General features: G+C 61.5%; 24 protein-coding genes. 15 read left to right on the top strand and 9 right to left on the bottom strand.

Translation table 11 applies throughout. The features are described from left to right. Window positions 1–32 precede the first annotated feature (32 nt). The 4 genes from AC3B5Q_RS00260 (at window position 33) to AC3B5Q_RS00275 (ending at window position 5,903) form a co-directional block, all read left to right on the top strand. Window positions 33–2,027, top strand: a complete 1,995-nt coding sequence (locus tag AC3B5Q_RS00260) for a M3 family metallopeptidase (RefSeq protein ID WP_488392787.1) — start codon at window positions 33–35, stop codon at window positions 2,025–2,027. A gap of 70 nt (window positions 2,028–2,097) precedes the next feature. Continuing rightward, window positions 2,098–3,156: a PA0069 family radical SAM protein gene (locus AC3B5Q_RS00265; RefSeq protein ID WP_488392788.1), complete on the top strand. Its 1,059-nt coding sequence runs from the start codon at window positions 2,098–2,100 to the stop codon at window positions 3,154–3,156. Between the two features lie 302 nt (window positions 3,157–3,458). Continuing rightward, a complete protein-coding gene (locus AC3B5Q_RS00270) occupies window positions 3,459–4,178 on the top strand; it encodes a carbonic anhydrase (RefSeq protein WP_003253046.1) in 720 nt (239 codons plus the stop codon). A gap of 192 nt (window positions 4,179–4,370) precedes the next feature. Further along, a complete protein-coding gene (locus AC3B5Q_RS00275; protein WP_021784581.1) occupies window positions 4,371–5,903 on the top strand; it encodes a SulP family inorganic anion transporter in 1,533 nt (510 codons plus the stop codon). Window positions 5,904–6,091: 188 nt separating this feature from the next. Here AC3B5Q_RS00275 and AC3B5Q_RS00280 read toward each other — a convergent pair whose 3' ends face one another. Next, the gene (locus AC3B5Q_RS00280) at window positions 6,092–6,733 is read right to left on the bottom strand and encodes a hypothetical protein (protein WP_028697691.1); all 642 of its coding nucleotides are present in this window, start codon (window positions 6,731–6,733) and stop codon (window positions 6,092–6,094) included. 369 nt (window positions 6,734–7,102) lie between these two features. Between AC3B5Q_RS00280 and coxB the strand changes: the two genes are divergently transcribed. The 4 genes from coxB to AC3B5Q_RS00300 are packed head-to-tail and all read left to right on the top strand — an operon-like array spanning window position 7,103 to window position 11,343. Further along, the gene (gene coxB, locus AC3B5Q_RS00285; RefSeq protein WP_103443604.1) at window positions 7,103–8,230 is read left to right on the top strand and encodes a cytochrome c oxidase subunit II; all 1,128 of its coding nucleotides are present in this window, start codon (window positions 7,103–7,105) and stop codon (window positions 8,228–8,230) included. Between the two features lie 43 nt (window positions 8,231–8,273). Then, the gene (gene ctaD / locus AC3B5Q_RS00290; RefSeq protein ID WP_021784584.1) at window positions 8,274–9,863 is read left to right on the top strand and encodes a cytochrome c oxidase subunit I; all 1,590 of its coding nucleotides are present in this window, start codon (window positions 8,274–8,276) and stop codon (window positions 9,861–9,863) included. Between the two features lie 9 nt (window positions 9,864–9,872). After that, window positions 9,873–10,439 (top strand): cytochrome c oxidase assembly protein, encoded by a 567-nt coding sequence (locus tag AC3B5Q_RS00295; protein ID WP_021784585.1) that lies wholly within the window; start codon window positions 9,873–9,875, stop codon window positions 10,437–10,439. Window positions 10,440–10,455: 16 nt separating this feature from the next. Further along, window positions 10,456–11,343, top strand: a complete 888-nt coding sequence (locus tag AC3B5Q_RS00300; RefSeq protein WP_020191170.1) for a cytochrome c oxidase subunit 3 — start codon at window positions 10,456–10,458, stop codon at window positions 11,341–11,343. Window positions 11,344–11,375: 32 nt separating this feature from the next. Here the strand turns inward: AC3B5Q_RS00300 and AC3B5Q_RS00305 are convergent, their stop codons facing one another. Next, complete coding sequence (locus tag AC3B5Q_RS00305; RefSeq protein ID WP_003253030.1) at window positions 11,376–11,579, bottom strand: twin transmembrane helix small protein; 204 nt, start codon at window positions 11,577–11,579, stop codon at window positions 11,376–11,378. Window positions 11,580–11,630: 51 nt separating this feature from the next. Between AC3B5Q_RS00305 and AC3B5Q_RS00310 the strand changes: the two genes are divergently transcribed. The 5 genes from AC3B5Q_RS00310 to AC3B5Q_RS00330 are packed head-to-tail and all read left to right on the top strand — an operon-like array spanning window position 11,631 to window position 15,514. Further along, on the top strand, window positions 11,631–12,368 hold the full coding sequence (locus AC3B5Q_RS00310; RefSeq protein WP_028697690.1) for an SURF1 family protein: 738 nt from the start codon (window positions 11,631–11,633) through the stop codon (window positions 12,366–12,368). Next, window positions 12,337–12,918 carry a PA_0111/PP_0108 family redox-active disulfide protein gene (locus AC3B5Q_RS00315; protein WP_021784587.1) on the top strand — a complete coding sequence of 194 codons (582 nt, stop codon included), beginning with the start codon at window positions 12,337–12,339 and terminating at the stop codon, window positions 12,916–12,918. The genes AC3B5Q_RS00310 and AC3B5Q_RS00315 overlap by 32 nt, the downstream gene beginning before the upstream one ends. A gap of 9 nt (window positions 12,919–12,927) precedes the next feature. Then, window positions 12,928–14,007: a COX15/CtaA family protein gene (locus AC3B5Q_RS00320; protein ID WP_021784588.1), complete on the top strand. Its 1,080-nt coding sequence runs from the start codon at window positions 12,928–12,930 to the stop codon at window positions 14,005–14,007. Beyond that, window positions 13,992–14,885, top strand: coding sequence for a heme o synthase (gene cyoE, locus AC3B5Q_RS00325; protein WP_274102802.1), 894 nt, complete (start codon window positions 13,992–13,994; stop codon window positions 14,883–14,885). Before AC3B5Q_RS00320 ends, cyoE begins: the two co-directional genes overlap by 16 nt. Continuing rightward, window positions 14,882–15,514 (top strand): SCO family protein, encoded by a 633-nt coding sequence (locus AC3B5Q_RS00330; protein ID WP_021784590.1) that lies wholly within the window; start codon window positions 14,882–14,884, stop codon window positions 15,512–15,514. Before cyoE ends, AC3B5Q_RS00330 begins: the two co-directional genes overlap by 4 nt. A 93-nt stretch (window positions 15,515–15,607) precedes the next feature. On the opposite strand, the gene AC3B5Q_RS00335 is transcribed toward AC3B5Q_RS00330, so the two are convergent. The 3 genes from AC3B5Q_RS00335 to AC3B5Q_RS00345 form a co-directional block, all read right to left on the bottom strand. Further along, a complete protein-coding gene (locus tag AC3B5Q_RS00335; RefSeq protein WP_252459055.1) occupies window positions 15,608–16,378 on the bottom strand; it encodes a MetQ/NlpA family ABC transporter substrate-binding protein in 771 nt (256 codons plus the stop codon). 64 nt (window positions 16,379–16,442) lie between these two features. Further along, window positions 16,443–17,114, bottom strand: a complete 672-nt coding sequence (locus tag AC3B5Q_RS00340; protein WP_021784592.1) for a methionine ABC transporter permease — start codon at window positions 17,112–17,114, stop codon at window positions 16,443–16,445. After that, complete coding sequence (locus AC3B5Q_RS00345; RefSeq protein ID WP_021784593.1) at window positions 17,114–18,121, bottom strand: methionine ABC transporter ATP-binding protein; 1,008 nt, start codon at window positions 18,119–18,121, stop codon at window positions 17,114–17,116. The genes AC3B5Q_RS00340 and AC3B5Q_RS00345 overlap by 1 nt, the downstream gene beginning before the upstream one ends. Window positions 18,122–18,348: 227 nt before the next feature. Between AC3B5Q_RS00345 and katE the strand changes: the two genes are divergently transcribed. Beyond that, a complete protein-coding gene (katE, locus tag AC3B5Q_RS00350; RefSeq protein ID WP_275967242.1) occupies window positions 18,349–20,484 on the top strand; it encodes a catalase HPII in 2,136 nt (711 codons plus the stop codon). A 60-nt stretch (window positions 20,485–20,544) separates the two neighbouring features. Here the strand turns inward: katE and AC3B5Q_RS00355 are convergent, their stop codons facing one another. From AC3B5Q_RS00355 to zur, 4 genes are all read right to left on the bottom strand, one after another. Beyond that, a complete protein-coding gene (locus AC3B5Q_RS00355; RefSeq protein WP_021784595.1) occupies window positions 20,545–21,252 on the bottom strand; it encodes a PA5502 family lipoprotein in 708 nt (235 codons plus the stop codon). A gap of 126 nt (window positions 21,253–21,378) precedes the next feature. After that, a complete protein-coding gene (gene znuB / locus AC3B5Q_RS00360; protein ID WP_021784596.1) occupies window positions 21,379–22,161 on the bottom strand; it encodes a zinc ABC transporter permease subunit ZnuB in 783 nt (260 codons plus the stop codon). Further along, a complete protein-coding gene (gene znuC / locus AC3B5Q_RS00365) occupies window positions 22,154–22,927 on the bottom strand; it encodes a zinc ABC transporter ATP-binding protein ZnuC (protein ID WP_021784597.1) in 774 nt (257 codons plus the stop codon). Before znuC ends, znuB begins: the two co-directional genes overlap by 8 nt. Beyond that, window positions 22,924–23,409, bottom strand: coding sequence for a zinc uptake transcriptional repressor Zur (gene zur / locus AC3B5Q_RS00370; RefSeq protein ID WP_021784598.1), 486 nt, complete (start codon window positions 23,407–23,409; stop codon window positions 22,924–22,926). The genes znuC and zur overlap by 4 nt, the downstream gene beginning before the upstream one ends. A 66-nt stretch (window positions 23,410–23,475) precedes the next feature. Here zur and AC3B5Q_RS00375 point away from each other — a divergent pair, with 66 nt between their 5' ends. Next, window positions 23,476–24,384, top strand: coding sequence for a zinc ABC transporter substrate-binding protein (locus tag AC3B5Q_RS00375; RefSeq protein WP_488392789.1), 909 nt, complete (start codon window positions 23,476–23,478; stop codon window positions 24,382–24,384). Window positions 24,385–24,423: the final 39 nt, after the last annotated feature.

Genomic DNA, 24,423 nt, shown 5'->3' on the forward strand with positions numbered 1-24,423 from the left:
TCTTGCTCATTTCTACCAGCAAGGTGTGCGTCATGGCCAACCCTCTTCTGCAAAATAGCCATATCCCCGTCGATTACTCATCCATCACCCTCGAAAACATGCAGGCGGCATTCGCTCACGTGCTGCTGGCACACGAGAACGGTGTAGAACGCATCATCCGTGATCAACGAACCATGCCCACCTGGGATGACATGGTGCTGGCGGTGGATGGGCTGGATAGCCGGCTGCTGGCAGTGTTGTATGCCGCTTCACCACTGGTCGGCCGGGATACGGCCTGGGCCAACGCCATCATCGATTTCTACGGCAGAGCGACGGCATGCTTCGAACAGAAGTTCGCCAACACTGGCTTGCATGAGCTGTATGAACGCTTGGCCGGCAGTGACATCGGCAAACAACTGGATGCCGGGAAGCGCGCCACCTTGCGTTGGCATCTGGACAAGTTCGCCGCTGGCGGCGCGTTACTCGACTCCGCAGGCAAGGCGCGTCTGGCAAACCTTCAGGCGCAGATTGGCACCGCACGCGAGGCGTTCCGCAGCAACATCAACCGGCCTGGGTTGAATATCACCGATGAAGCCGAACTGAGCGGCATACCACAGCGGGTACGCGACGAATTGGCTGCAGGAGCACAACAAGCAGGTAAGCAGGGGTGGTTGATTGCGTGTGACACGGTGACTACTCGTGAGGTGCTCAAACATGCTGGCAACCGCCAGCTCCGTGAGCGTGTGTACCGGGCTTTCCACGCCCGCGGCGTCAGCCATGATCCGCAACAGGACAACGGCACGTATCTGCAGCAACTGGCGCAGTTGCTTGAGGCGAAGGCCCTCCTGCTCGGTTATTCCGGCCATCTGGAGCAGAGCTTGCAGGTGAAGAGTGCGGGTTCGGTAGCCCAGGTGTGCGGCTTTCTTCACGATCTGGCCGATCATGTGCGACCTGCCATGTTGCGGTGGCGTTCGCAGGTGGAGCGCGGGGCTGCCGAACAGGGCCTGGGCAAACCCCTGCCCTGGGATTTCGAGTACCTGCGGCGTGCTTCGCGCAGTGAGTTTCCTGCCGAAGCGCTGCGCGATTACTTCCCGCTGAATACCGTTGTCAGTGCGTTGCAGCAACTGGCGCAGAAGTTGTTTGGTGTAGTGCTGCAGCCCAAAGCGCTGCCTGCTTGGGATGACAGCGTGCAGCCGTTCGAGGTGTGGCAGGACAGCGCTTTCATTGGTTTTCTGTATCTGGATGCCGTGCAACACGCAGGCAAGCAGCCAGACGCGGTGTTTACCACCTATGTAAGGAATCGTCGGGTCGATGCAGAGGGTATCTACCAGGCAGCCTCGGTGGTGGTGTTCAGTGATGTGCCGCAAGCGCTGTCAGGTTTACAGCCGTTGCTCGATCATTTGTCACTGCGCAAGCTTTTCCATGAATTCGGCCATGCCTTGCACCACCTGCTGGTACGTACGACGAACCACGTCATGTCCAACGTGACCGAGCTGGGCACCGATGGTGTGGAGTTGTTCGGCAAGCTGTTCGAGCGTTGGGTCTGGGACGCGGACTATCTGGTGGCGATCTCGGCGCGCACGCAGGACGGCCGTCAACTATCCCGCAAGCAAGCCGATGAGTGCCTGCAGCAGTTACGACAGCAGGGCGTGGAGGAGATCGCGAGTGATCTGTGCCTGGCGTTGTTCGACATGGACCTGCATGGCACACCAAACGATGGCAGGTCCTTGGAACAGCGATTGGGTGATGCCCGCGAACGTTGTGGTTACTGGCCGCTGGCTGATTTCGAACATCCGGCGCATGCCTTCGACCACCTTGTGAACGGCTACGATGCTGGTTACTACGCCTACCTGTGGTCGGATGTGCATGCCTTCGATTTGTTCACCCGCTTCGAAGCCGAGGGCCTGTTGAACGAAGCCACGGGTCGGGCACTGCAGGAAGCACTGTTCGCTCCAGGGGCATCGCGCCCGTTACGTGAAGGCATCGAGGCGTTTCTTGGGCGGCCATCGAGCCAGGCAGCGTATCTCAGCTGGCATGGCCTGAAGTAGTCAGACCAGAGGTGCTGGAAAGATCCCGGCATGCACGATACTGTATATGAATACAGTATGCAGGTGAGCCATGATTCCTCCAGCACCGCACAAGGGCCGTGGCACGGCGCACAACCCACACAACCGCTTTGCCCCTGGTCATTCGGTGGCGGAAGATGATGGCTGGTACCAGGAAGTGCCGCAAACCCAGGGCACCGAGGTGCGGATCGAGACAGCCAAGTCGGTGATCAGCCGCAACACTTCACCCGACCTCCCTTTCGATCGCTCCATCAACCCTTACCGTGGCTGCGAGCATGGCTGCATCTACTGCTATGCCCGCCCCTCGCACGCCTACTGGGACCTTTCTCCCGGCCTGGATTTCGAGACCAAACTGATAGCCAAGACCAACGCAGCCGAGGTGCTGGCACAGCAATTGAGCAAACCGGGCTACGTGTGCGCGCCGATCAATCTGGGCTCCAACACCGATCCGTATCAGCCGATTGAGCGGGAACAGTTACTGACCCGGCGCTTGCTCGAAGTGTTACTGCGTTTTCGTCACCCAGTGACCATTGTCACCAAGGGTTCACTGGTGCTGCGCGACCTTGACCTGCTGGCTGAGATGGCCCGCCAGCGCCTGGCACGGGTGATGATCAGCCTGACCACGCTGGACGACAGCCTCAAGCGCGTGCTCGAACCCCGAGCGGCCTCACCCGGTGCGAGGTTGAGGGCCATCCGGGTATTGCGTGAAGCGGGCGTACCGGTGGGTGTTTTGTGTTCGCCAATGATTCCAATGATCAACGACAGTGAGCTGGAGCGCCTGCTGGAGGCGGCCAGGGAGGCTGGCGCACAGAGTGCGGCCTACATGATGCTGCGTCTGCCGCTGGAAGTGGCGCCGTTGTTCGAGCAGTGGTTACAGGACCATTACCCGCAGCGGGCGGCGCATGTGTTGAGCCTGATCCGCCAGAGCCGCAGTGGCGCGCTGTATGACAGCCGGTTCGGCGTACGCATGCGTGGTGAAGGGGTGTTTGCCGAGTTGCTGGCGCAGCGCTTTGCCAAGGCAATGAAGCGGCTGGATTTCGAAGGGCGCGAGGCGCAGGCGCTGGATTGCTCGGCGTTCTGCCCGCCGGGTGGGCAGATGACGCTGTTCTGACTTGATCCCGCTCACACAAGGGCTGCGCATTGCTCACAACGCTACTAATAACAACCAATAATTGCGCTAATACATATTGGCAACTGATGTTTTTTTGCTATTATCCAACTCCCGCCTTTTTCTCTGGAACGCCCGTTCTAGAGCCTTCTAATTAAGTTTCAGTTAAGTTTTCCCCGCTAGCGTAGGTAATAAGTCCACACCGACTGTGATCTATGGCCCGTGCGTGTCATCTAAAACCCTGCATAGCCTGAATCTTTCACCGGTAAAATGGATTTACCTACACACCGTCAAGAGGATGAATCATGCCCGTCAAGGACCCATCCAAGGTCGTACCGCAGGTCCCCGCGGAAAGCGCCGATGCTGCCCTTAAGCACATCGTCGACGGCTTCCTGCGCTTTCACCATGATGTTTTCCCTGATCAGCAAGAGCTGTTCAAGAAGCTCGCCACCGCGCAAACACCACGCGCCATGTTCATCACCTGTGCCGATTCGCGCATCGTTCCCGAGCTGATCACCCAAAGCTCGCCAGGCGACCTGTTCGTAACCCGTAACGTGGGTAACGTGGTACCGCCTTATGGCCAGATGAACGGGGGCGTTTCCAGCGCCATCGAGTACGCCGTAATGGCGCTTAAAGTGCACCACATCATCATCTGTGGCCACTCCGACTGCGGCGCCATGCGTGCGGTACTCAACCCGCAGTCGCTGACCAAGATGCCTACCGTTGGCGCCTGGCTGCGCCACGCTGAAGTAGCCCGCACCGTGGTCGAGAACAACTGCTCCTGCGGCAGCGAGCACGAGACGATGCAAGTGCTGACCAAAGAGAACGTCATCGCCCAGTTGCATCACTTGCGCACCCATCCTTCGGTGGCTTCGCGCCTGGCGGCCGGTGAGCTGTTCATTCATGGTTGGGTGTACGACATCGAGACCAGCAAGATCGAAGCCTACGACGCCGCCAGCGACAGCTTCCTGCCCTTGGCCGCTGGTGAACCCGTTCCCTGCGCCACTCCGAGAGGCCGCTACTAAGCGACCCGTCCGCCGCTAGAACCTTGATAGCCGGCTGCACCCTACAGGGGTGTGGCGCGGCCTTCGGCTGCCTTGAATTCCCTGACTGCCCTGCCGGCGTGCTCGCTGGCGGCCCGCGCCTGCGCGCTTGTCAGGGGCAAACGTGCCCACGGCCAGGGGAATGGCCGTGCGACTAGAGAAAGGAGAAACACGGTGAACATTACACAGTTGAAAGCGGCCCTGCCGCGTGAGTTGTTGGCGTCGGTGGTGGTCTTCCTGGTGGCCCTGCCGTTGTGCATGGGCATTGCGATCGCCTCGGGCATGCCACCGGCGAAAGGCCTGATTACTGGGATTATCGGCGGCATTGTCGTCGGGTTCCTTGCCGGATCGCCGCTACAGGTCAGCGGCCCCGCTGCCGGTCTGGCGGTACTGGTGTTCGAGCTGGTACGCCAGCACGGCATGGCCATGCTTGGGCCGATCCTGCTGTTGGCCGGCTTGCTGCAGTTACTGGCCGGGCGCCTGCGCCTGGGCTGCTGGTTCCGCGTCACTGCGCCGGCGGTGGTGTACGGCATGCTGGCGGGGATTGGCGTGTTGATCGTGCTGTCTCAGGTGCATGTGATGTTCGACACGGCGCCGCAACCGTCAGGCCTGCAGAACCTGCTGGAGTTCCCGGCAACCGTGGCGGCAGCCCTGTCACAGGAGGGTGTTGGCTCAGGCTGGATGGCCGGTGCGCTTGGCCTGGGGACCATCGCCATCATGTGGGGTTGGGAGCGCCTTCGGCCGCAGCGGCTGCGCTTTGTCCCGGGTGCCCTGCTCGGCGTGGCAAGCATGACCGCCATCAGCATGTGGCTGGTCCTGCCGGTAAACCGCGTGCAAGTGCCGGCAGACCTGACCGAGGCCATTGACTGGATTCGCCCGGGTGACCTGATGCAACTGGCTGACCCTGCTCTGCTGGTCGCCGCCTTTGCCCTGGCTTTCATCGCCAGCGCCGAAACCCTGCTGTCGGCTGCAGCGGTCGATCGCATGCACAGTGGTCAGCGCTCGGATTTTGACCGTGAGCTTTCAGCCCAAGGCATTGGCAACATGCTTTGCGGGGTGCTGGGCGCCTTGCCGATGACCGGGGTGATCGTGCGCAGTTCGGCCAATGTCCAGGCCGGAGCGCAGACCCGGGCCTCGGCGATTTTCCATGGCCTATGGCTGTTGGCGTTCGTGGTGGCGCTTAGTAGCGTGCTGCAACAGATACCGGTAGCGAGCCTGGCGGGTGTGCTGGTGTTTACCGGGATCAAGCTGGTCGACTTCAAAGCGTTTCGTGGGCTAGGCCGTTATGGCCGCATGCCGATGTTCACCTATGCGGCGACGGCGCTGGCGATCATCTTTACCGACCTGTTGACTGGGGTACTGCTTGGCTTTGCCCTGACCTTGCTGAAACTGGCGTTCAAGGCTGCGCGGCTGAAGATCAACCTGGTCAGCCTGGAGAAGCCGGGACATATGGAGCTGCGGCTCAGCGGTGCGGCGACGTTCCTCAAGGTGCCGGCGTTGACCCAGGTGCTTGATAGCGTTCCGGCGGGCACCACGTTGCACGTCCCGCTGGGTAACCTGAGTTATATCGACCACTCGTGCCTTGAGTTGCTGGAGGACTGGAGCCGCAGCAATTCTGCCAATGGATCACGGTTGCGGATAGAGCAGCGGCGCCTGAAGCGGCGGATCGAGGGGCGCTTGCGGACCACGGCGGGGGTTGGGGCCTAGCCCCAGTGTAAGGAGCGGGTTCACCCGCGAATACGATGGCAGCGGCAGCGGTGAACGGCGGGTGGAAATTGGTTAGCAGGCCCGGCCCATTCGCGGGCAAGGCCGCTCCTACACCGGGCACGCTTCGGTGGTTCGGCACAGGCCGTTGTAGGAGCGGGTTCACCCGCGAATGGGCCGGGACAGGACAATCAGGCCGGCTGACCCAGCTCCACACCCAGCTGGCGCGACAGGCATGGCCAGCGCTTCCACGCCGCGCCGGTTTCCGGGCTGCTTAGCTTTTCGCGGTAAGCCTCCACCGATTCCACCGCAAAGCTTTCGTCATTGAGCATTTCGTCAACCGAGTGGTGCACCACTTCATCCAGCTGGTTGGCAAAGCTTTCGCCAATCAACTGGTGGGCAATCAGGTTGGCCACCGTGGTGTCGACCGGGATCAACGGCTGCTGGAAGTGGCGGATGTACAAGTCATTCACCTCTTCCACCAAGCGGTGCGCCAGGTAGGCCTCATCCAGTAGGCAGTCCAGGCCCACATGCCCTTGCATCACACTGGGCGGCTGAAGGAAGTAGGCCTCGGCAATTTTCAGTACCGGTTTGATCTGGGCTTCGATGCCGGCTTCGCGAGCGACCTCGTGGGCGGCCTCCAACAGTTCCGGAACCTGATCGATGTAGGCGCTGACGAAGCGCGCCAAAGTACCCTGGGCGTCCTGCTCAGGCAGTTGGATCGAGGGGTGCAGGTGGGGCAGTTGCAACTCGAGACGCTGTTTCAATTGGCCGGTCTGGCCTTCATGTTGATGGGCTTGGCTTACCTGCTCGCGTACAGCAGCGATGTTCATGACAACTCCAGGGACATTACGTTTCAAACGGAAGACACTAAATTAGCTCGGTATACAGAATACCTAAGACGTATTTGTTATAAACCACGCAAACGTGTGCTATCTCTGGCATAACCGAATGCCACCATTTTGCCATGAACTCTCAAGCGCGCGGTTTTCAGGCGTTCTGGCCATTTCGTGAAGTTCATTTCACAGGCGTCATTGCGTGCCATTGGTCGCTGTCTATACTCCCGTTGAACGTGATTCGTTGATGAGGCCCGACTGCTTTTAGCAGGGGCTCGGTCGTCGAAGCCAGGCAGTCTTGACCGCCGTTCCCTCTTGCCGCAGGCCACGCCTCCGGGACAACAAGAATTAGAAGGGGAACCCGCAATGATGCGACATCCACATGTCTGGATGGGCCTCCTGTTGTGGTCGGTTTTTGGTCAGGCGAACGCCGCCTGGACCGTGAACATGCACCCAGGGGCGACGGAAGTTTCCAACGCCGTCTTCGACCTGCACATGACCATCTTCTGGATCTGCGTGATCATTGGCATCGTGGTGTTTGGCGCGATGTTCTGGTCGATGGTCATCCACCGCCGCTCCACTGGCCAGCAGGCTGCGCATTTCCACGAGCACACCTGGGTGGAAATCCTCTGGACCGTAGTCCCCTTCCTGATTCTGGTGGCCATGGCTATCCCGGCCACCAAGACGCTGATCGACATCTACGATGCCAGTGACTCGGACATCGACATCCAGGTCACTGGGTACCAGTGGAAATGGCATTACAAGTACCTGGGCCAGGACGTCGAGTTCTTCAGCAACCTGGCTACCCCTGCCGACCAGATCCACAACAAGGCGCCCAAGGATGAGCATTACCTGCTGGAAGTCGACCAGCCGCTGGTGCTGCCGGTGGGCGCGAAAGTGCGCTTTCTGGTCACCGCTGCCGACGTGATCCACTCCTGGTGGGTGCCGGCCTTCGCGGTCAAGCGCGACGCCATCCCGGGCTTCGTCAACGAAGCCTGGACCCGTATCGAAAAGCCCGGCATCTACCGTGGTCAGTGCACCGAGCTGTGCGGCAAGGACCACGGCTTCATGCCGGTGGTGGTCGACGTCAAGTCCAAGGCCGATTACGAGACCTGGCTGGGCGAGCGCAAGGCTGAAGCCGCCAAGCTCAAGGAGCTGACCAGCAAGGAATGGACCCTGAACGAGCTGGTGGAACGAGGCGACAAGATCTACCACACCACCTGCGTGGCCTGTCACCAGGCCGAAGGCCAGGGCCTGCCGCCAATGTTCCCGGCGCTCAAAGGCTCGAAGATTGCCACCGGGCCCAAGGAAGACCACTTGAGCATTGTCTTCCATGGCAAGCCCGGCACGGCCATGGCCGCTTTCGGCAAGCAGCTGTCGGAAGTCGACATCGCCGCTGTGGTCACCTACGAGCGCAACGCCTGGGGCAACAACAAAGGCGATATGGTCACGCCGAAGGACGTGCTGGCGCTGAAGCAGGCAGAAGCCAAGTGAACCGGGTTACTCGCGGCAATCATTGGATTGCAGGAGACAGGACATGAGTGCAGTGATCGACGACCACGCCCACGGCCAGGACCATGCGCACGGCCCGGCCAAGGGCCTGATGCGCTGGGTACTGACCACCAACCACAAAGACATCGGCACGATGTACCTGTGGTTCAGTTTCATCATGTTCCTGCTCGGTGGCTCGTTTGCCATGGTGATCCGCGCCGAGCTTTTCCAGCCGGGATTGCAGATCGTGGAGCCGGCGTTCTTCAACCAGATGACCACCATGCATGGCCTGATCATGGTGTTCGGCGCGGTGATGCCAGCCTTCGTCGGCCTGGCCAACTGGATGATCCCGCTGATGATCGGCGCACCTGACATGGCACTGCCACGGATGAACAACTTCAGCTTCTGGCTGCTGCCGGCGGCCTTCCTGCTGCTGGTATCAACCTTGTTCAGCCCGGGCGGAGGGCCGAACTTTGGCTGGACGTTCTACGCGCCGCTTTCCACCACCTATGCGCCAGCCAGCGTCACCTTCTTCATCTTCGCCATCCACCTGATGGGTATCAGTTCGATCATGGGGGCGATCAACGTGATTGCCACCATCCTCAACCTGCGTGCCCCCGGCATGACCCTGATGAAAATGCCGCTGTTCGTCTGGACCTGGTTGATTACCGCGTTCCTGCTGATTGCGGTGATGCCGGTGCTGGCCGGCGTGGTAACCATGATGCTGATGGACATCCACTTCGGTACCAGCTTTTTCAGTGCCGCAGGTGGCGGTGACCCGGTGCTGTTCCAGCATGTGTTCTGGTTCTTCGGTCACCCTGAGGTTTACATCATGATCCTGCCCGCCTTCGGTGCGGTCAGCTCGATCATCCCGGCGTTCTCGCGCAAGCCGCTGTTCGGTTACACCTCGATGGTGTACGCCACCGGCGCCATCGCCTTCCTGTCATTCATCGTCTGGGCCCACCATATGTTCGTGGTAGGCATCCCGGTGGTCGGCGAATTGTTCTTCATGTACGCCACCATGCTGATTGCCGTGCCCACCGGGGTGAAGGTATTCAACTGGGTCAGCACCATGTGGGAAGGTTCGCTCACCTTCGAAACGCCGATGCTGTTCGCCATCGCCTTTGTCATCCTGTTCACCATCGGCGGTTTCTCCGGGCTGATGCTGGCGATCGCCCCGGCGGACTTCCAGTACCACGACACTTACTTCGTGGTGGCGCATTTCCACTACGTACTGGTGCCTGGTGCAATTTTCGGCATCTTCGCCTCGGCCTACTACTGGCTGCCGAAATGGACCGGCCACATGTACGACGAAACCCTCGGCAAACTGCATTTCTGGCTGTCGTTCATCGGCATGAACATGGCCTTCTTCCCCATGCACTTCGTAGGTTTGGCCGGCATGCCACGGCGCATTCCCGACTACAACCTGCAGTTCGCCGATTTCAACATGGTGTCGTCGATCGGCGCGTTCATGTTCGGTGCCACGCAGATCTTCTTCCTATTCATTGTCATCAAGTGCATTCGCGGTGGCGCGCCGGCACCGGCCAAACCCTGGGATGGCGCCGAGGGCCTTGAGTGGTCGATACCCTCACCTGCGCCCTACCACACCTTCCAGACACCCCCGGAAGTGAAATAGGAACCTGCCATGAACGGCCTGTCGCTGAAACGCCTGGTAACGCGCCTGCTGATGCTGACGGTGGTGATGTTCGCCTTCGGCTTCGCGCTGGTGCCGATCTACGACGTGATGTGCAAAGCCTTCGGTATCAACGGCAAGACCGGCGGCCAGTACGAAGGTAGCCAGGTCAGCGACCCGACGCGTGCGGTGCGGGTGCAGTTCATGTCGACCAATGCCAGCGACATGGTCTGGGACTTCTACTCCACTGCCGACCAGCTGGAGGTCAACCCGGGGGCGGTGAACCAGATGATTTTCATTGCCCACAACCCGACCGACCGGCCGATGAGTGCGCAGGCAATACCCAGCATTACCCCGGCCGAGGCCGCGGCCTACTTCCACAAGACCGAGTGCTTCTGCTTTACCCAGCAGGTGCTGCAGCCCGGCGAACGCATCGAGATGCCGGTGCGCTTCATCGTCGACCGCGACCTGCCGGCCAGCGTGAAGCAACTGACACTGGCCTACACCTTGTTCGACATCACCGCTCGCCACCCGCCGGTCGCGCACGTTGCGGCGCAGGACGTCCAGGGCGCCCGTTAAGGGAAGGAGAACAGCAATGGCAAGTCATGAGCACTACTACGTTCCGGCGCAGAGCAAATGGCCGATCATCGCCACCATCGGCATGTTCATCACGGTGTTTGGCCTGGGCACCTGGTTCAACGACATGAAGGCGGGCCACCCGGATTCGCACGGGCCGCTGATTTTCTTTGTGGGTGCGTTGTTTCTGGCCTACATGCTGTTCGGCTGGTTTGGGGCAGTGGTCAAGGAGAGCCGCGCCGGGTTGTACAGCCCGCAGCTGGATCGCTCGTTCCGCTGGGGCATGAGCTGGTTCATCTTCTCTGAAGTGATGTTCTTCCTGGCCTTCTTCGGTGCGCTGTTCTATGTGCGCGTACTGGCGGGGCCGTGGCTGGGTGGCGAAGGGGCAAAAGGTGTTGCGCACATGCTGTGGCCAACCTTCGAATTCACCTGGCCGCTGCTGCACACCCCCGACCCCAAGCTGTTCCCGCCGCCCAAGGAAGTGATCGACCCGTGGCACTTGCCGCTGATCAACACCATCCTGCTGGTCAGTTCCAGTGTGACAATCACCATTGCCCATCACGCCTTGCGGCGTGACCACCGCGGCCCACTGAAATTCTGGATGGCGTTGACCATTGTCCTGGGCATCAGCTTTATCGCGCTACAGGCCTTCGAGTACCACGAGGCCTATACCAAGCTGGGGCTGACACTGGGCTCAGGGATCTACGGTGCGACGTTTTTCATGCTTACCGGCTTCCACGGTGCCCACGTGACATTGGGCACGATCATTCTGATTGTGATGTTCGTGCGCATTCTGCGCGGACATTTCAACCCGGAAAAACACTTCGGCTTCGAGGCGGCCAGTTGGTACTGGCACTTCGTCGATGTGGTGTGGGTGGGGTTGTTCATCTTTGTTTATGTGTTGTGAATACGAGAACGCTGTAGGGGCGGGTGAGAACTTCAGAAAGGGGCGTGAGAGACCAGTTGACCGCTGATCAAACCCCAGGCGACCAGGCCTATGGTCAGGGCTGCCAGGGTCACCCGTACGGTCAGGGCCTTGAGCAGACGGGTCGAGTTTTCATCATCTTTGACCAGAAACACCAGGCCACTGAACAGGCTGGCAATGGTGGCCAACAGCATCAGGACAATCGCGGCCTTGAGCATGATGTTACTCCGGGGGGATGCGGTGATGTGGATAAGTATAGCGAGGCGCCCGTGAGGCCGTTTCGCCCAGGCTGGGTACCGACGCTGGTAGTGCTTGCGCTGCTGCCGGGGCTGATTGCGCTTGGTTGCTGGCAACTCGGCCGTGCCGAGGAAAAGCGCGTGCTGCTGGCCACTTATGCAGAACGGCGGATTGAAGCGCCGATCACCACCGCCCAGCTCCTCTCGAAAGAAGACAACGCCTTCCGCCGCGTGCATTTGTATGGCCGCTTCGACGCCGAGCACAGCGTGCTGCTGGACAACCGCATGCGCGACGGCAAAGCCGGTGTCGAGCTGCTGCAGCCCTTCCACGACCAAGCCAGCGGCCTGTGGTTGCTGATCAATCGTGGCTGGCTGCCATGGCAGGACCGCCGGCTGCCGGTGCACTTCGAAACCCCTGCGCAGGCCTTGGCGCTGGATGCCTCTGTGTATGTCGCGCCTGGCAGCACCTTCCAGCTGCACCCGGACCCCATCGGCGGGCAATGGCCACATCTGTTGACCGCTATCGATGCCGCGCTGCTATGGCAACAGCTTGATCGCGAAGGCTTCGCCCAGGAATTGCGCCTGGAGCCGGGCCCGGCGAGCTATCGCCTGGACTGGCCGGTTGTCGCCATGAGCCCCGAAAAACACGTGGGTTACGCCGTGCAGTGGTTTGCCCTGGCGACCGCTCTGGTTCTGCTCTACCTCTTCTTCGGCTGGCACCAAAACAAGGAGAAACGCCATGGCCACCGCCACTCCACTGGACGCGCATGAACGTAGCAAACCCAGAGCCCGTGGGCGTTTGCAGCTGTTGCTTATCCTGCTGGTGGTGCTTGGGCCGATGGTTCTGGCCACCAGCATGTACAAGCTCAAATTCTGGGTGCCGGAAGGCCGCAGCTACCATGGTGCCATGATTGGCAATGGGGAAAGCCGTGCCGATCTCGGCGTGGCAGGGCAGGACAATCGCTGGCAGTTGCTGGTCAGCGCACCCCAGGCTTGCACCGAAGACTGTCAGCGCCTGGTGTACCTGGCTCGGCAGATTCAGGTCGGGCTGGGGCGTGATGCCAGCCGCGCCAGCCACGCGCTGGCCGCCGCCCAGCCGCTGAGTGCCGACTACCAGGCACTGCTCGGCCGCGAGTACCCGCAGTTGCAGCGCTACCCGCTGGATGCGCAACGTTACCAGCAGAAGGTTGTCGAGCCCGGCCCGCAGCTGTGGATCGTCGACCCGCACGGCAACCTGGTGCTGCGCTATGACGGCAAGGTCAACGGCAAGCATGTGCTGGATGACCTGCGCCACCTGCTCAAGCTGTCCAATATCGGCTAGGAGCCTGCCATGGCCAGACCTGGATTTCGCCTTGCTGTGTTCGCCACCCTGCTGGCACTGCTGGTCGTCCTGCTCGGTGCCTATACCCGCCTGACCCACGCCGGCCTCGGTTGCCCCGACTGGCCAGGGTGCTATGGCTTTATCAGCGTGCCCAAGAGCGACGCGCAGTTGGCCCATGCCGAGCTGCACTTTCCTGAGCACCCGGTGGAGGCTGCCAAGGGCTGGGCCGAAATGGTCCACCGCTATTTCGCCGGTAGCCTGGCCGTGGTGATCGCCCTGCTCGCCTTTCAGGCAGTGCGCCGGCATGCCCGCGATGGGCAGCCTTATCGCCTGCCCATGCTGCTACTGGGTGTGGTGCTGGCCCAGGCAGCCTTCGGTATGTGGACCGTCACCCTGAAGCTATGGCCGCAGGTGGTCACGGCGCACTTGCTGGGTGGCTTTACCACGTTGAGCTTGCTGTTCCTGTTGTCTCTGCGTCTGTCCCGGGCCTTTGCGCCCTTGCCGAAACTGCCGCTGAGCCTGCGCCGAATCGCGGCGTTGGCGCTACTGGTGGTAATCGGCCAGATCGCCTTGGGCGGTTGGGTCAGCGCCAACTACGCCGCCGTGGCCTGCATCGACCTGCCGACTTGCCATGGCCAGTGGTGGCCAGCGGCGGACTTCAGCAACGGCTTCCACCTGACCCAACACGTCGGGCCCAATTACCTTGGCGGGCAGCTGGACAGTGATGCGCGTACGGCCATCCACATCAGCCACAGGCTGGGCGCGCTGCTGGTGACCTGCGTGCTACTGATGCTCAGCTGGAAGCTGCACCGCTGTGGTCTCCCCGGCCTGGCACGGCTGGTGCTGCTGGCGCTGGCCCTGCAAGTGGGCCTGGGCATCAGCAATGTGGTGTTCCACCTGCCGCTGGCGGTGGCTGTTGCGCACAATGCCGGCGGGGCGATGCTGCTGCTGAGCATGGTGCTGGTGAACTACCGCATTCGAGTGGTCGACAAGGTTCGAGTGGGCGTCGGCCATGGCTGGCGTCTGCGGCCCGTGGTCGGGGTGGGCATTTCCCATCATATGAGGAACGACTCGTGGCGACGCTTCTAAGCGTACGACGGGCTCGCTGGCGCGATTACCTTGAGCTGACCAAGCCCAAGGTGGTGGTGCTGATGCTGATCACCTCGCTGGCGGGCATGTTCCTGGCCACCCGGGCGGGCGTCAGCTGGAGCGTGCTGTTGTTTGGCAACCTGGGTATCGGCCTGTGCGCGGGTGGCGCGGCGGTGGTCAATCATGTGGTGGATCGGCGCATCGATGCGCTGATGGCGCGCACCCACAAACGGCCTTTGGCCCAAGGCCGAGTCGAGCCCCTGCCGGCGCTGTTGTTCGCTTTGGCCTTGGCCCTGTTAGGCATGGTCCTGCTGCTGGTGTTCACCAACGCCCTCACCGCTTGGCTGACCCTGGCCTCATTACTCGGTTATGCGGTGCTCTACACTGGCTTTCTCAAGCGCGCCACGCCCCAGAACATCGTCATCGGTGGCCTGGCCGGCGCCGCTCCACCGTTGCTCGGCTGGGTGGCGGTAAGCGGCCATGTCAGCGCCGAACCCTTGCTGCTTGTGCTGATCATTTTTGCCTGGACCCCGCCGCATTTCTGGGCGCTGGCCATCCACCGCAAGGAGGAATACGCCAAGGCCGATATCCCGATGTTGCCGGTGACCCACGGCGAGTACTACACCAAGCTGCATATCCTGCTGTACACCCTGATCTTGCTGGCAGTGAGCCTGCTGCCGTATGCCATCCACATGAGTGGCCCGCTGTACCTGGCCTGTGCCCTGGCTTTGGGCCTGCGCTTCCTGCATTGGGCCTGGGTGTTGTACCGTAGCAGCCGGCCGCACGCAGCGATCGGCACCTTCAAGTACTCTATCGGCTACCTGTTCGCGCTGTTCATTGCGTTGCTTCTTGACCACTACCTGTTGCTGAACCTATGACCCGAACCCAGAAAACCGTCTTCATCCTCGTTGCCCTGGTCGCGTTGATCATGGGCCTGACCGTCAACAAGGTGCTTAATGGTCGTGACCAGCCCAACCCTGCCGAGCTGATCGATGCGGGCATCATCCTGCTGCCGCAGAGCCGCGCCGTGGCCGATGTCACCATGACCAACCAGGACGGCCAGCCGGTGCAGATGGATGCCCTCAAGGGCAAATGGTCGCTGCTGTTCTTTGGCTACACCTACTGCCCGGATATCTGCCCGACCACTCTGGCCCAGCTGCGCCAGGTGAAGAGCGAGCTGCCCAAGGATGCCGTCGACCGGCTGCAGGTGGTGTTGGTGAGTGTGGACCCTAACCGCGATACGCCGAACCAGCTGAAGCAGTATCTGGGCTATTTCGACAAGGACTTTGTCGGCGTGGCGGGGTCGATCGAGGATACCCAGAAGCTGGCCAATGCCTTGAGCATTCCGTTCATTCCTGCGGATACCAGCAAGCCGGGGTATACCGTGGATCACAGCGGTAACCTGGCGATTGTCGGGCCGGATGGGCGGCAGCGCGGGTTCATTCGGGCGCCGTTCAACAACCAGAAGCTGGGGGCGCAGCTGCCGGGGCTGGTCAAGCGGGATTGAGTCAGCCCCAAAAGCTTCGCGGGTAAACCCGCTCCTACAACGATGTGTGTAGGGGCGGGTTTACCCGCGAAGAGCCCAGCGTGATAGTTCGGCTCAGAACGCCGGAACCACAGCGCCTTTGTACTTCTCGATGATGAACTGCTTCACCTCTGGCGAGTGCAGTGCAGCCGCCAGTTTCTTCATGTCGTCCGAGTCCTTGTTGTCCGGGCGGGCAACCAGAATGTTCACGTAAGGCGAGTCGCTGCCCTCGATGGCCAGCGCGTCTTTTTCCGGGTTCAGCTTGGCTTCCAGCGCGTAATTGGTGTTGATCAGGGCGGCATCTACCTGGGTCAGCACGCGCGGGATGGTGGCGGCTTCCAGCTCACGGAACTTCACGTTTTTCGGGTTCTCGGCAACATCCTTCACGGTCGACAGGATGTTCTTGTTGTCCTTGAGCTTGATCACGCCAGCCTTGTCCAGCAGCAGCAAGGCGCGGCCGCCGTTGGTGGCGTCGTTGGGGATGACCACGGTGGCGCCGGAGGACAGCTCGTCCAGCTTCTTGATCTTGGTCGAATACACGCCCAGTGGCTCGATGTGCACGCCAGTCACGCTCACCAGGTTGGTGCCCTTGGCCTTGTTGAACTCATCCAGGTAAGGCTGGTGCTGGAAGAAGTTGGCGTCCAGGCGCTTTTCGGCCACCTGCACGTTCGGCTGGATGTAGTCGGTGAATTCCTTGACCTTCAGCTCTACGCCTTCTTTCGCCAGTTGTGGTTTGACGAAGTTGAGGATCTCGGCGTGCGGCACCGGGGTGGCGGCGACGGTGAGGGTATCGGCCTGGGCCGAGAAGGCCGCGACAGCGGCAGCGACAGCAAGCAGCTTCTTCATTGATCACTCCTTGTGAGGGCCGCGACGGCCCCCGAACGGGTCGGCCAGGCCGACCCCATTGGGGTTACTTACGGGAAAAATGCACGACCAGTTTGTCGCCCACGCTCTGCAGTACTTGAACCAGTACCAGCAGCAGTACCACGGTCACTACCATCACATCGGTCTGGAAACGCTGGTAGCCGAAGCGGATAGCCAGGTCGCCAAGGCCACCGGCACCCACCACACCGGCCATGGCGGTGTAAGAAACCAGGGTAATGGCGGTTACGGTAATGGCCGCGAAGATGCCCGGACGGGCCTCCGGCAGCAGCGCACTGGTGATGATCTGGCGGGTGGTGGCACCCATTGACTGGGTGGCCTCGATGATGCCGCGGTCCACTTCACGCAGGGCGGTTTCAACCAGGCGCGCAAAGAACGGCGTGGCACCCACTACCAGCGGCGGGATGGCGCCCGCAACGCCCAGCGAGGTACCGGTGATCAGCACGGTGAACGGGATCATCACGATCAGCAAGATGATGAATGGCAGCGAGCGCAGGATGTTGACCACCAGCGACAGCAGCGCATAGACGCCTTTTTGTTCGAACATCTGCTTTGGCCCGCAGAGGAACAGCAGCACACCCAGTGGCAGGCCCAGCAGCACGGTGAAGAACAGCGAGCCGAACAGCATGATCATGGTATCGACGGTGGCCAGCCAGATTTCGGCCCAGTCGACGTTGGCGAAGAAACTCAGAGCGTCCATCAACGCATTACCTCCATATGTACATCAGCTGCCTTGAAGCGGGCGAACGCCGCTTCCATGTCTCCGCCGATCAGGGCGAGAGTGAGCTGGCCATAGGGGACATCCTTGATGCGGTCGATACGCCCGGCGAGGATGCTGTAGTCGACGCCGGTTTCGCGGGCCACGGTGCCCAGCAGCGGCGCGTAGGTGGCGTCGCCCTGGAAGGTCAGGCGTACGATGCGGCCTGGAACGTGGGCAAAGTCGTCGCGCTGCTCGCCTTCGTCGACCTGCTCGTCTTCCTGGACGAAGCGCTTGGTGGTGGGGTGCTGCGGGTGCAGGAACACCTCGGCCACCGAGCCTTGCTCGACGATCTTGCCGGCGTCCATCACTGCCACGCAGTCGCAGACACGGCGGATCACGTCCATCTCGTGGGTGATCAGCACGATGGTCAGCTTCAGTTCACGGTTGATCTCGGCCAGCAGTTGCAGCACGGAGGCCGTGGTTTGCGGGTCGAGGGCACTGGTGGCCTCGTCGCATAGCAGGATCTTCGGGTTGGTCGACAGGGCGCGGGCGATACCGACGCGCTGCTTCTGGCCACCGGACAGCTGTGCCGGGTACTTCTTGGCGTGGTCCGACAGGCCAACGCGAGCCAGTAGCTCGGTGACGCGCTTGTCGATTTCGCTGCGCGACAGCTCGCCGGCCAGGGCCAGCGGCAGGGCGACGTTGTCGGCGACGGTCTTGGAGGCCAGCAGGTTGAAGTGCTGGAAAATCATCCCGACCTGCTGGCGGAAGCCGCGTAACTGGCTGGCGTTGAACGCGGTGACGTCTTCGCCGTCGACGATGATCTTGCCGCCGGAGGGTTCCTCCAGGCGGTTGATCAGGCGCAGCATGGTGCTTTTGCCGGCGCCGGAATGGCCGATCAGGCCGAACACCTGGCCATCTTCGATGGTCAGGCTGGTCGGATTCAGTGCGGGGATTTCCCTACCGGCAACGCGGTAGGTTTTATGTACCTGTTGGAACTCGATCACGTAGCGAACCTTGTGGGGCGCATTGAAATTTGGGTCAGCGGTTAGCTGGGGTCGCGCATTTTAGCCTTTTCCCATAGCTGTTCTTAGCATTTATTTCGTCATGCACCAATCCATCGGGCATATCGCGACAACCGGTAATCCTGATTGAACGCTCGGCAACGCCCTCCAGTCACTACTTGCACAAGCCCTGAAGGGGCACGCCTTAAGACTGATGAGGAGAGCCGATCATGCCCAGCAAGAAAACGGATGCGCCCAAGCACAGCGAGGCCGCCGGCACCCAGACCCCCGACCGGGCCAACACCAATGCCAAGCTGCAGAGCCTGGAGGCCGACCGCAGCGATGCGACCGGGCATGCGCTGCGCACCAACCAAGGCGTGCGCATTGCTGACAACCAGAACTCCCTCAAGGCGGGTGATCGCGGGCCGTCGCTGCTTGAAGACTTCATCATGCGCGAGAAAATCACCCACTTCGACCATGAGCGTATCCCCGAGCGCATCGTGCACGCCCGCGGTACCGGGGCACACGGGTTCTTCCAGAGCTATGGCAACCACGCCGAGCTGACCAAGGCCGGCTTCCTGCAAGATCCGGAAAAGGTCACCCCGGTTTTTGTCCGCTTCTCGACGGTTCAGGGCCCACGCGGTTCTGGCGACACGGTGCGAGATGTGCGGGGCTTTGCCGTCAAGTTCTATACAGATGAAGGCAATTTCGACTTGGTCGGCAACAACATGCCGGTGTTTTTCATCCAGGATGCCATCAAGTTCCCGGATTTTGTCCATGCGGTGAAGCCGGAGCCACATAACGAGATACCTACCGGCGGTTCAGCTCATGACACCTTCTGGGATTTCGTATCGCTGGTGCCGGAGTCGGCTCATATGGTCATGTGGGCCATGTCTGACCGCGCCATCCCGCGCAGCCTTCGAATGATGGAAGGCTTCGGCGTGCATACTTTCCGCCTGATCAATGCAAAGGGCGTGGCCAGCTTCGTCAAGTTTCATTGGAAACCAAGCCAGGGCGTGCATTCCCTGCTGTGGGACGAAGCCCAGAAACTGGCGGGCAAGGACACCGACTTCCAGCGCCGTGACCTATGGGAAGCCATCGAAACCGGTGACTACCCGGAATGGGAACTGGGCGTGCAGATTGTGCCTGAGGCCGACGAACACAAATTCGATTTCGACCTGTTGGACCCGACCAAGATCATCCCGGAGGAACTGGTGCCCGTCACGCCGCTGGGCAAGATGGTGCTCAACCGCAACCCGGACAATTTCTTTGCCGAGGTCGAACAGGTGGCGTTCTGCCCGGGCCATATCGTGCCGGGTATCGACTTTACCAACGACCCGCTGCTGCAGGGCCGACTGTTCTCGTACACCGATACCCAGATCAGCCGCCTGGGTGGGCCGAACTTCCACCAGATCCCGATCAACCGGCCGGTATCGCCGAACCACAACAACCAGCGTGATGCGCTGCACCAGCACGTTGTGCACAAGGGGCGGGCGTCCTACGAACCCAACTCGATTGACGGCGGCTGGCCGAAGGAAACCCCGCCTGCGGCGCAAGACGGCGGCTTTGAGAGCTATCAGGAGCGTATCGATGCGCACAAGATTCGCCAGCGCAGTGAGTCGTTCGGCGATCACTTCTCGCAGGCTCGGCTGTTCTTCCAGAGCATGAGCCCGACTGAGCAACAGCACATCATCAAGGCTTACAGTTTCGAATTGGGCAAAGTCGAGCGTGAACATATCCGCGCCCGGGAAGTGAATGACATTCTCGCCAATATCGACTTGAAGCTGGCGGCGGCGGTTGCGGCCAACCTGGGCCTCCCCGCGCCGAAAGCGGGTACCGTGCAGGTAAAGGGTAGCCAGCCAGCGCAATCGCCTGCGTTGAGCCAGATGAACCACCCAGGTTCGGTGGGTATCAAGGGGCGCAAGATTGCCGTGCTGGTGGCGGATGGCGTGGACGCTGCCAGCGTCGACAAACTGGTCAAAGCCCTGGAAGCGCACAGTGCCCGGCCGATGCTGCTGGGGCCGACCTCGGCGCCGGTGAAGGCGGCGGATGGCAAACAACTGCCGGTAGCGGCGTCGATGGAGGGGATGCCTTCGATCATGTTCGATGGGATTGTCGTGCCTGCGGGCAAGGCCTCTACGGATGCGCTGGCGGCTAGCGGATTGGCCAAGCACTTCTTGCTGGAGGGCTACAAGCACCTGAAGGCGCTGGTGCTGACCAAGGAATTGGCGAAAGCATTGGGGCTCAAGGAGGATAAGGGGCTGCTGCTCGGGGATGAGCAGAAGGCAGTGGATGCCTTTGTCAAAGCGGTTGAAGGCCACCGGGTGTGGGAGCGGGAGGCGGCAGCTGAAGCGGTTCCTGCCTGATAAGGCCTTTTCGCGGGTCAACCCCCTCCTGATATAGGAGCGGGTTGACCCGCGAAGCGTTTACTGCCGATGTGGGACCAGCACCACCTGTGCCGGCAGCGAGCGCTGGATCTGATGCTTCTGCTTCAGCTCAAACCCACTGTCAATCTTGCGCACGCGCTTCTCCAGCAAGGTCTTCAGCCAGGGTGCATCCTCGGTGCGCGGTACCTGAAATACCACTTCACACTGGTAACTCACCACATCGGCGGCAATGTCGTCCAGTTGGCGGCGCAGCGCGCGGCTGTCAGTGGTCTTCAAGGCCACCACGGTACTTGGCGCTGTCGGGTCGATGATGCGTGCCTTGGGCTTGGCTTCGGCGGCTTTCAGCGCAGCTTCCGCCTTTTCCAGCTCGGCCTTGCGGGCCTGGGTCACAGCATCCCCGCCGGTCACCGCTGGCGCCTGCGGCATCAGTGCACGGGCGCGGGCCAGCGCGGTAGCTGCCGCGTTCACATCGCCCTTTTGCAGGACGATCTGGCTACGTTGCAAGTAGGCTTCGGCCAGTTGGCGCTGGTATTGCTCCAGGCGTGCATCATCCGGCGACTGGGCCTGCAGTGCTGCAAGCTGGTCTTCGGCGGTAGCCAGCTCATTGCTGGCGATGTTCTGTTGCAACTGCTGCCAGGCATCTGCTTGGGCAGGTGCGGTGGCCTGGTCGACCGGCGCATTGGAACAGGCAGCCAGGATCAGGGAAAACGCGGCAACAAGCAGATAACGGGAGGCGAACGGCTTCATTCCTGCGACTCTCTATTTGCGCAAAAAGCGAGCAAGTCTACACCCAGGTGCGCACGCTCGAAAATAGGCCTTACAGACCCTTTACCGGCCAAAGGTTGCAAGGTGTGCCTGCACACACCCTGCCTCTCAGCGTTTTGGCAGGGCCAGGCTCAGCAAGAATAGCACCGCGGCGCAGACCACGATCGACGGCCCGGCGGGGGTGTCCTTGAACCAGGACATGGCCAGGCCGCCGCAGACCGCGGTGACGCCCAGTAGGCTGGCCCCCAGGGCCATTTGCTCTGGTGAGCGGGCGTGCCGCTGTGCCGCAGCCGCAGGGATGATCAGCAGCGAGGTGATCAGCAGCACGCCAACGATTTTCATGGCAACTGCAATCACCACTGCAATCAGCAGCATCAGCGCCATGCGCAGGCCGGCCACGGGCAGGCCTTCGACCATGGCCAGCTCTTCGTGCACGGTAACTGCCAGTAGCGGCCGCCACAGCACAGCGAGCAGCAGCAGGACCAGTGCACTGCCGCCGAGGATCCAGGCCAGGTCGGTTGGGCTGATGGCCAGCAGATCGCCGAACAGGTAAGCCATCAGGTCGATGCGCACATCGTGCATGAAGCTCAGCACCACCAGGCCCAGCGACAAGGTGCTGGGGGCCAGGATGCCCAGGAGGGTGTCGGAGGCCAACGGCTGGCGTTGCTGCAATGTCACCAGCAGAATCGCCAGCAACAGGCAGCCCACGGTTACCGCCAGTGCCGGGCTGACATCCAGGGCGAAACCCAGGGCCACACCGAGCAGGGCGGCGTGAGACAGGGTGTCGCCAAAGTAGGCCATGCGCCGCCATACCACGAAAGAGCCCAGTGGGCCTGCAACCAGTGCCAGGGACAAGCCGGCAAGCAAGGCGTAGAGAAGAAAGTCAGCCATGCTTGCAGTGCTCTCCGTGAACATGGGTGCCAGGGGCGACCACCGAGCCATGTAGGTCGTGGCTGTGGTCGTGATGGTGGTGGTAGATGGCCAGGCTCGGTGCGGTTTTGCCGAACAGTTCGACGAACGCTGGGTCACCGCTGACTTGCTCGGGGTGGCCCGAGCAGCATACGTGGCGGTTCAGGCACACCACCTGGTCGGTGGCGCTCATGACCAGGTGCAGGTCGTGGGACACCATCAGCACGCCGCAGCCGTGGCGGTCGCGCAGGCGGGTGATGAGGTTGTAAAGCTCGGTCTGGCCGACCACGTCTACACCTTGTACCGGTTCGTCGAGCACCAGCAACTGGGGTTCGCGCAGCAAGGCGCGGGCCAGCAGCACGCGTTGCATTTCGCCGCCGGAAATAGTCTGGATCGGGCTGTCGATGACTTGCTCGGCGCCCACTTCCTGCAGCGCCGACAAGGCTGCCGCGCGGTCTACACCTGGCACCAGGCGCAGGAAGCGCAGCACCGAAAGCGGCAGTGTGGCATCAACCTGAATCTTCTGGGGCATGTAGCCAATGCGCAGCTTGGGCTTGCGCCATACCTTGCCGCGATGTGGCTTGAGCAGGCCAAGTACGGCGCGCACCAAGGTAGTCTTGCCCGCCCCGTTGGGGCCAATCAGGGTGACGATCTGGCCTGGGGCGACCGACAGGTCGATGCTGTCGAGCACCGCCTCGCCGCCAAAGGTGACGCCGACCTGCTCCAGGCGAATCAGGGCCTCGCTCATGCCGCGCTCCGGCAGCTACCGCACAGGCCGACCACTTCCACGGTCTGGGTCTCGACCGTGAAACCCACGCCTTTGGCGCTGTTGATGATGGCCTCGCTGATGCTGCTCTGTTCAAGCTCGATGGCCACATGGCAGGCCCGACAGATCAGAAACTGGCCTTGGTGCACGTGCTCGGGGTGGCTGCAGCCGATGAAGGCGTTGAGCGACGCGATGCGATGCACCAGGCCGTTTTCCAGCAGGAAGTCCAGCGCGCGGTACACCGTGGGCGGCGCGGCGCGGCGGCCGTCCTGCTCACTGAGCACCGCGAGGATGTCGTAGGCACCCAGCGGCTTGTGGCTCTGCCACACCAGCTCCAGCACACGGCGGCGCAGGGCGGTCAGGCGCAGGCCCTGGCGGGTGCACAAGGCATCGGCTTCAGCCAGTGCGCTGTGTACGCAATGGGAGTGGTCGTGAGGACGGTTGGCCAGCGGTGTGATGGACATGGGCAGCGACGGTTCTGGACAGAGACGTTATTATGTTACCTGTTTCTGACGACTCGAGTATTCACCGTGTCCCGATTCCTGGTTCTGTTTGTCGCTTTCATCGCATTTTCCGCGCAGGCCGACGTGCGTGTGCTCACCAGTATCAAGCCCCTGCAGCAGATTGCCGCTGCCGTGCAGGATGGTGTTGGCAGCCCTGAAGTGCTGCTGCCACCCGGGGCTTCACCCCACCACTATGCGCTGCGCCCCTCCGACGTGCGGCGGGTAGGCGATGCCGACCTGCTGTACTGGATCGGCCCGGACATGGAGAACTTCCTTCCGCGTGTGCTGGGAAGCCGTAGCAAGGCCACAGTGGCTGTGCAGGCGCTGCCTGGCATGAAGTTGCGCCACTTTGGCGAGGACAGCCATTCCCATGAGGAAGAAGACCACAGCGACCACGACCATGACCACCGCCCAGGCAGTCTTGATGCACACTTGTGGCTATCGTCGGTCAATGCGCGAGTGATCGCAGCTAAAATGGCAGCTGATCTGGCCCAGGTCGATCCGGCCAATGCGGCTCGCTATCAGAGCAACCTGAAGGCCTTCGATGAACGCCTGGAGGCGTTGGACGGGCGTATCAAGGCGCGCGTGGCCGGTATTGCCGGCAAGCCGTACTTCGTCTTCCATGAAGCCTTCGATTATTTTGAGGCTGAATATGGCTTGAAGCACGCGGGCGTGTTCAGCGTAGCGTCCGAGGTGCAGCCTGGGGCGCAACATGTGGCGGCCATGCGCCAGCGCCTGCAGGAAGTAGGGAAGACCTGCGTGTTCAGCGAGCCGCCAATACGGCCGCGATTGGCCGAGACCCTGACTGCCGGGTTGCCGGTGCGCCTGGCCGAGCTGGATGCCCTGGGCGGCACCGATCCGGTGGATGGCAAAGGGTATGAGCGCTTGCTCGAGAAACTGGGCGGTGACCTGGCAGGCTGCCTGGAGCAGTTGTAAGCCTATACCGGCCCTTCGCGGGCGTGCCCGCGAAGAAGC

The organism is Pseudomonas sp. D5(2026), assembly GCF_057766845.1.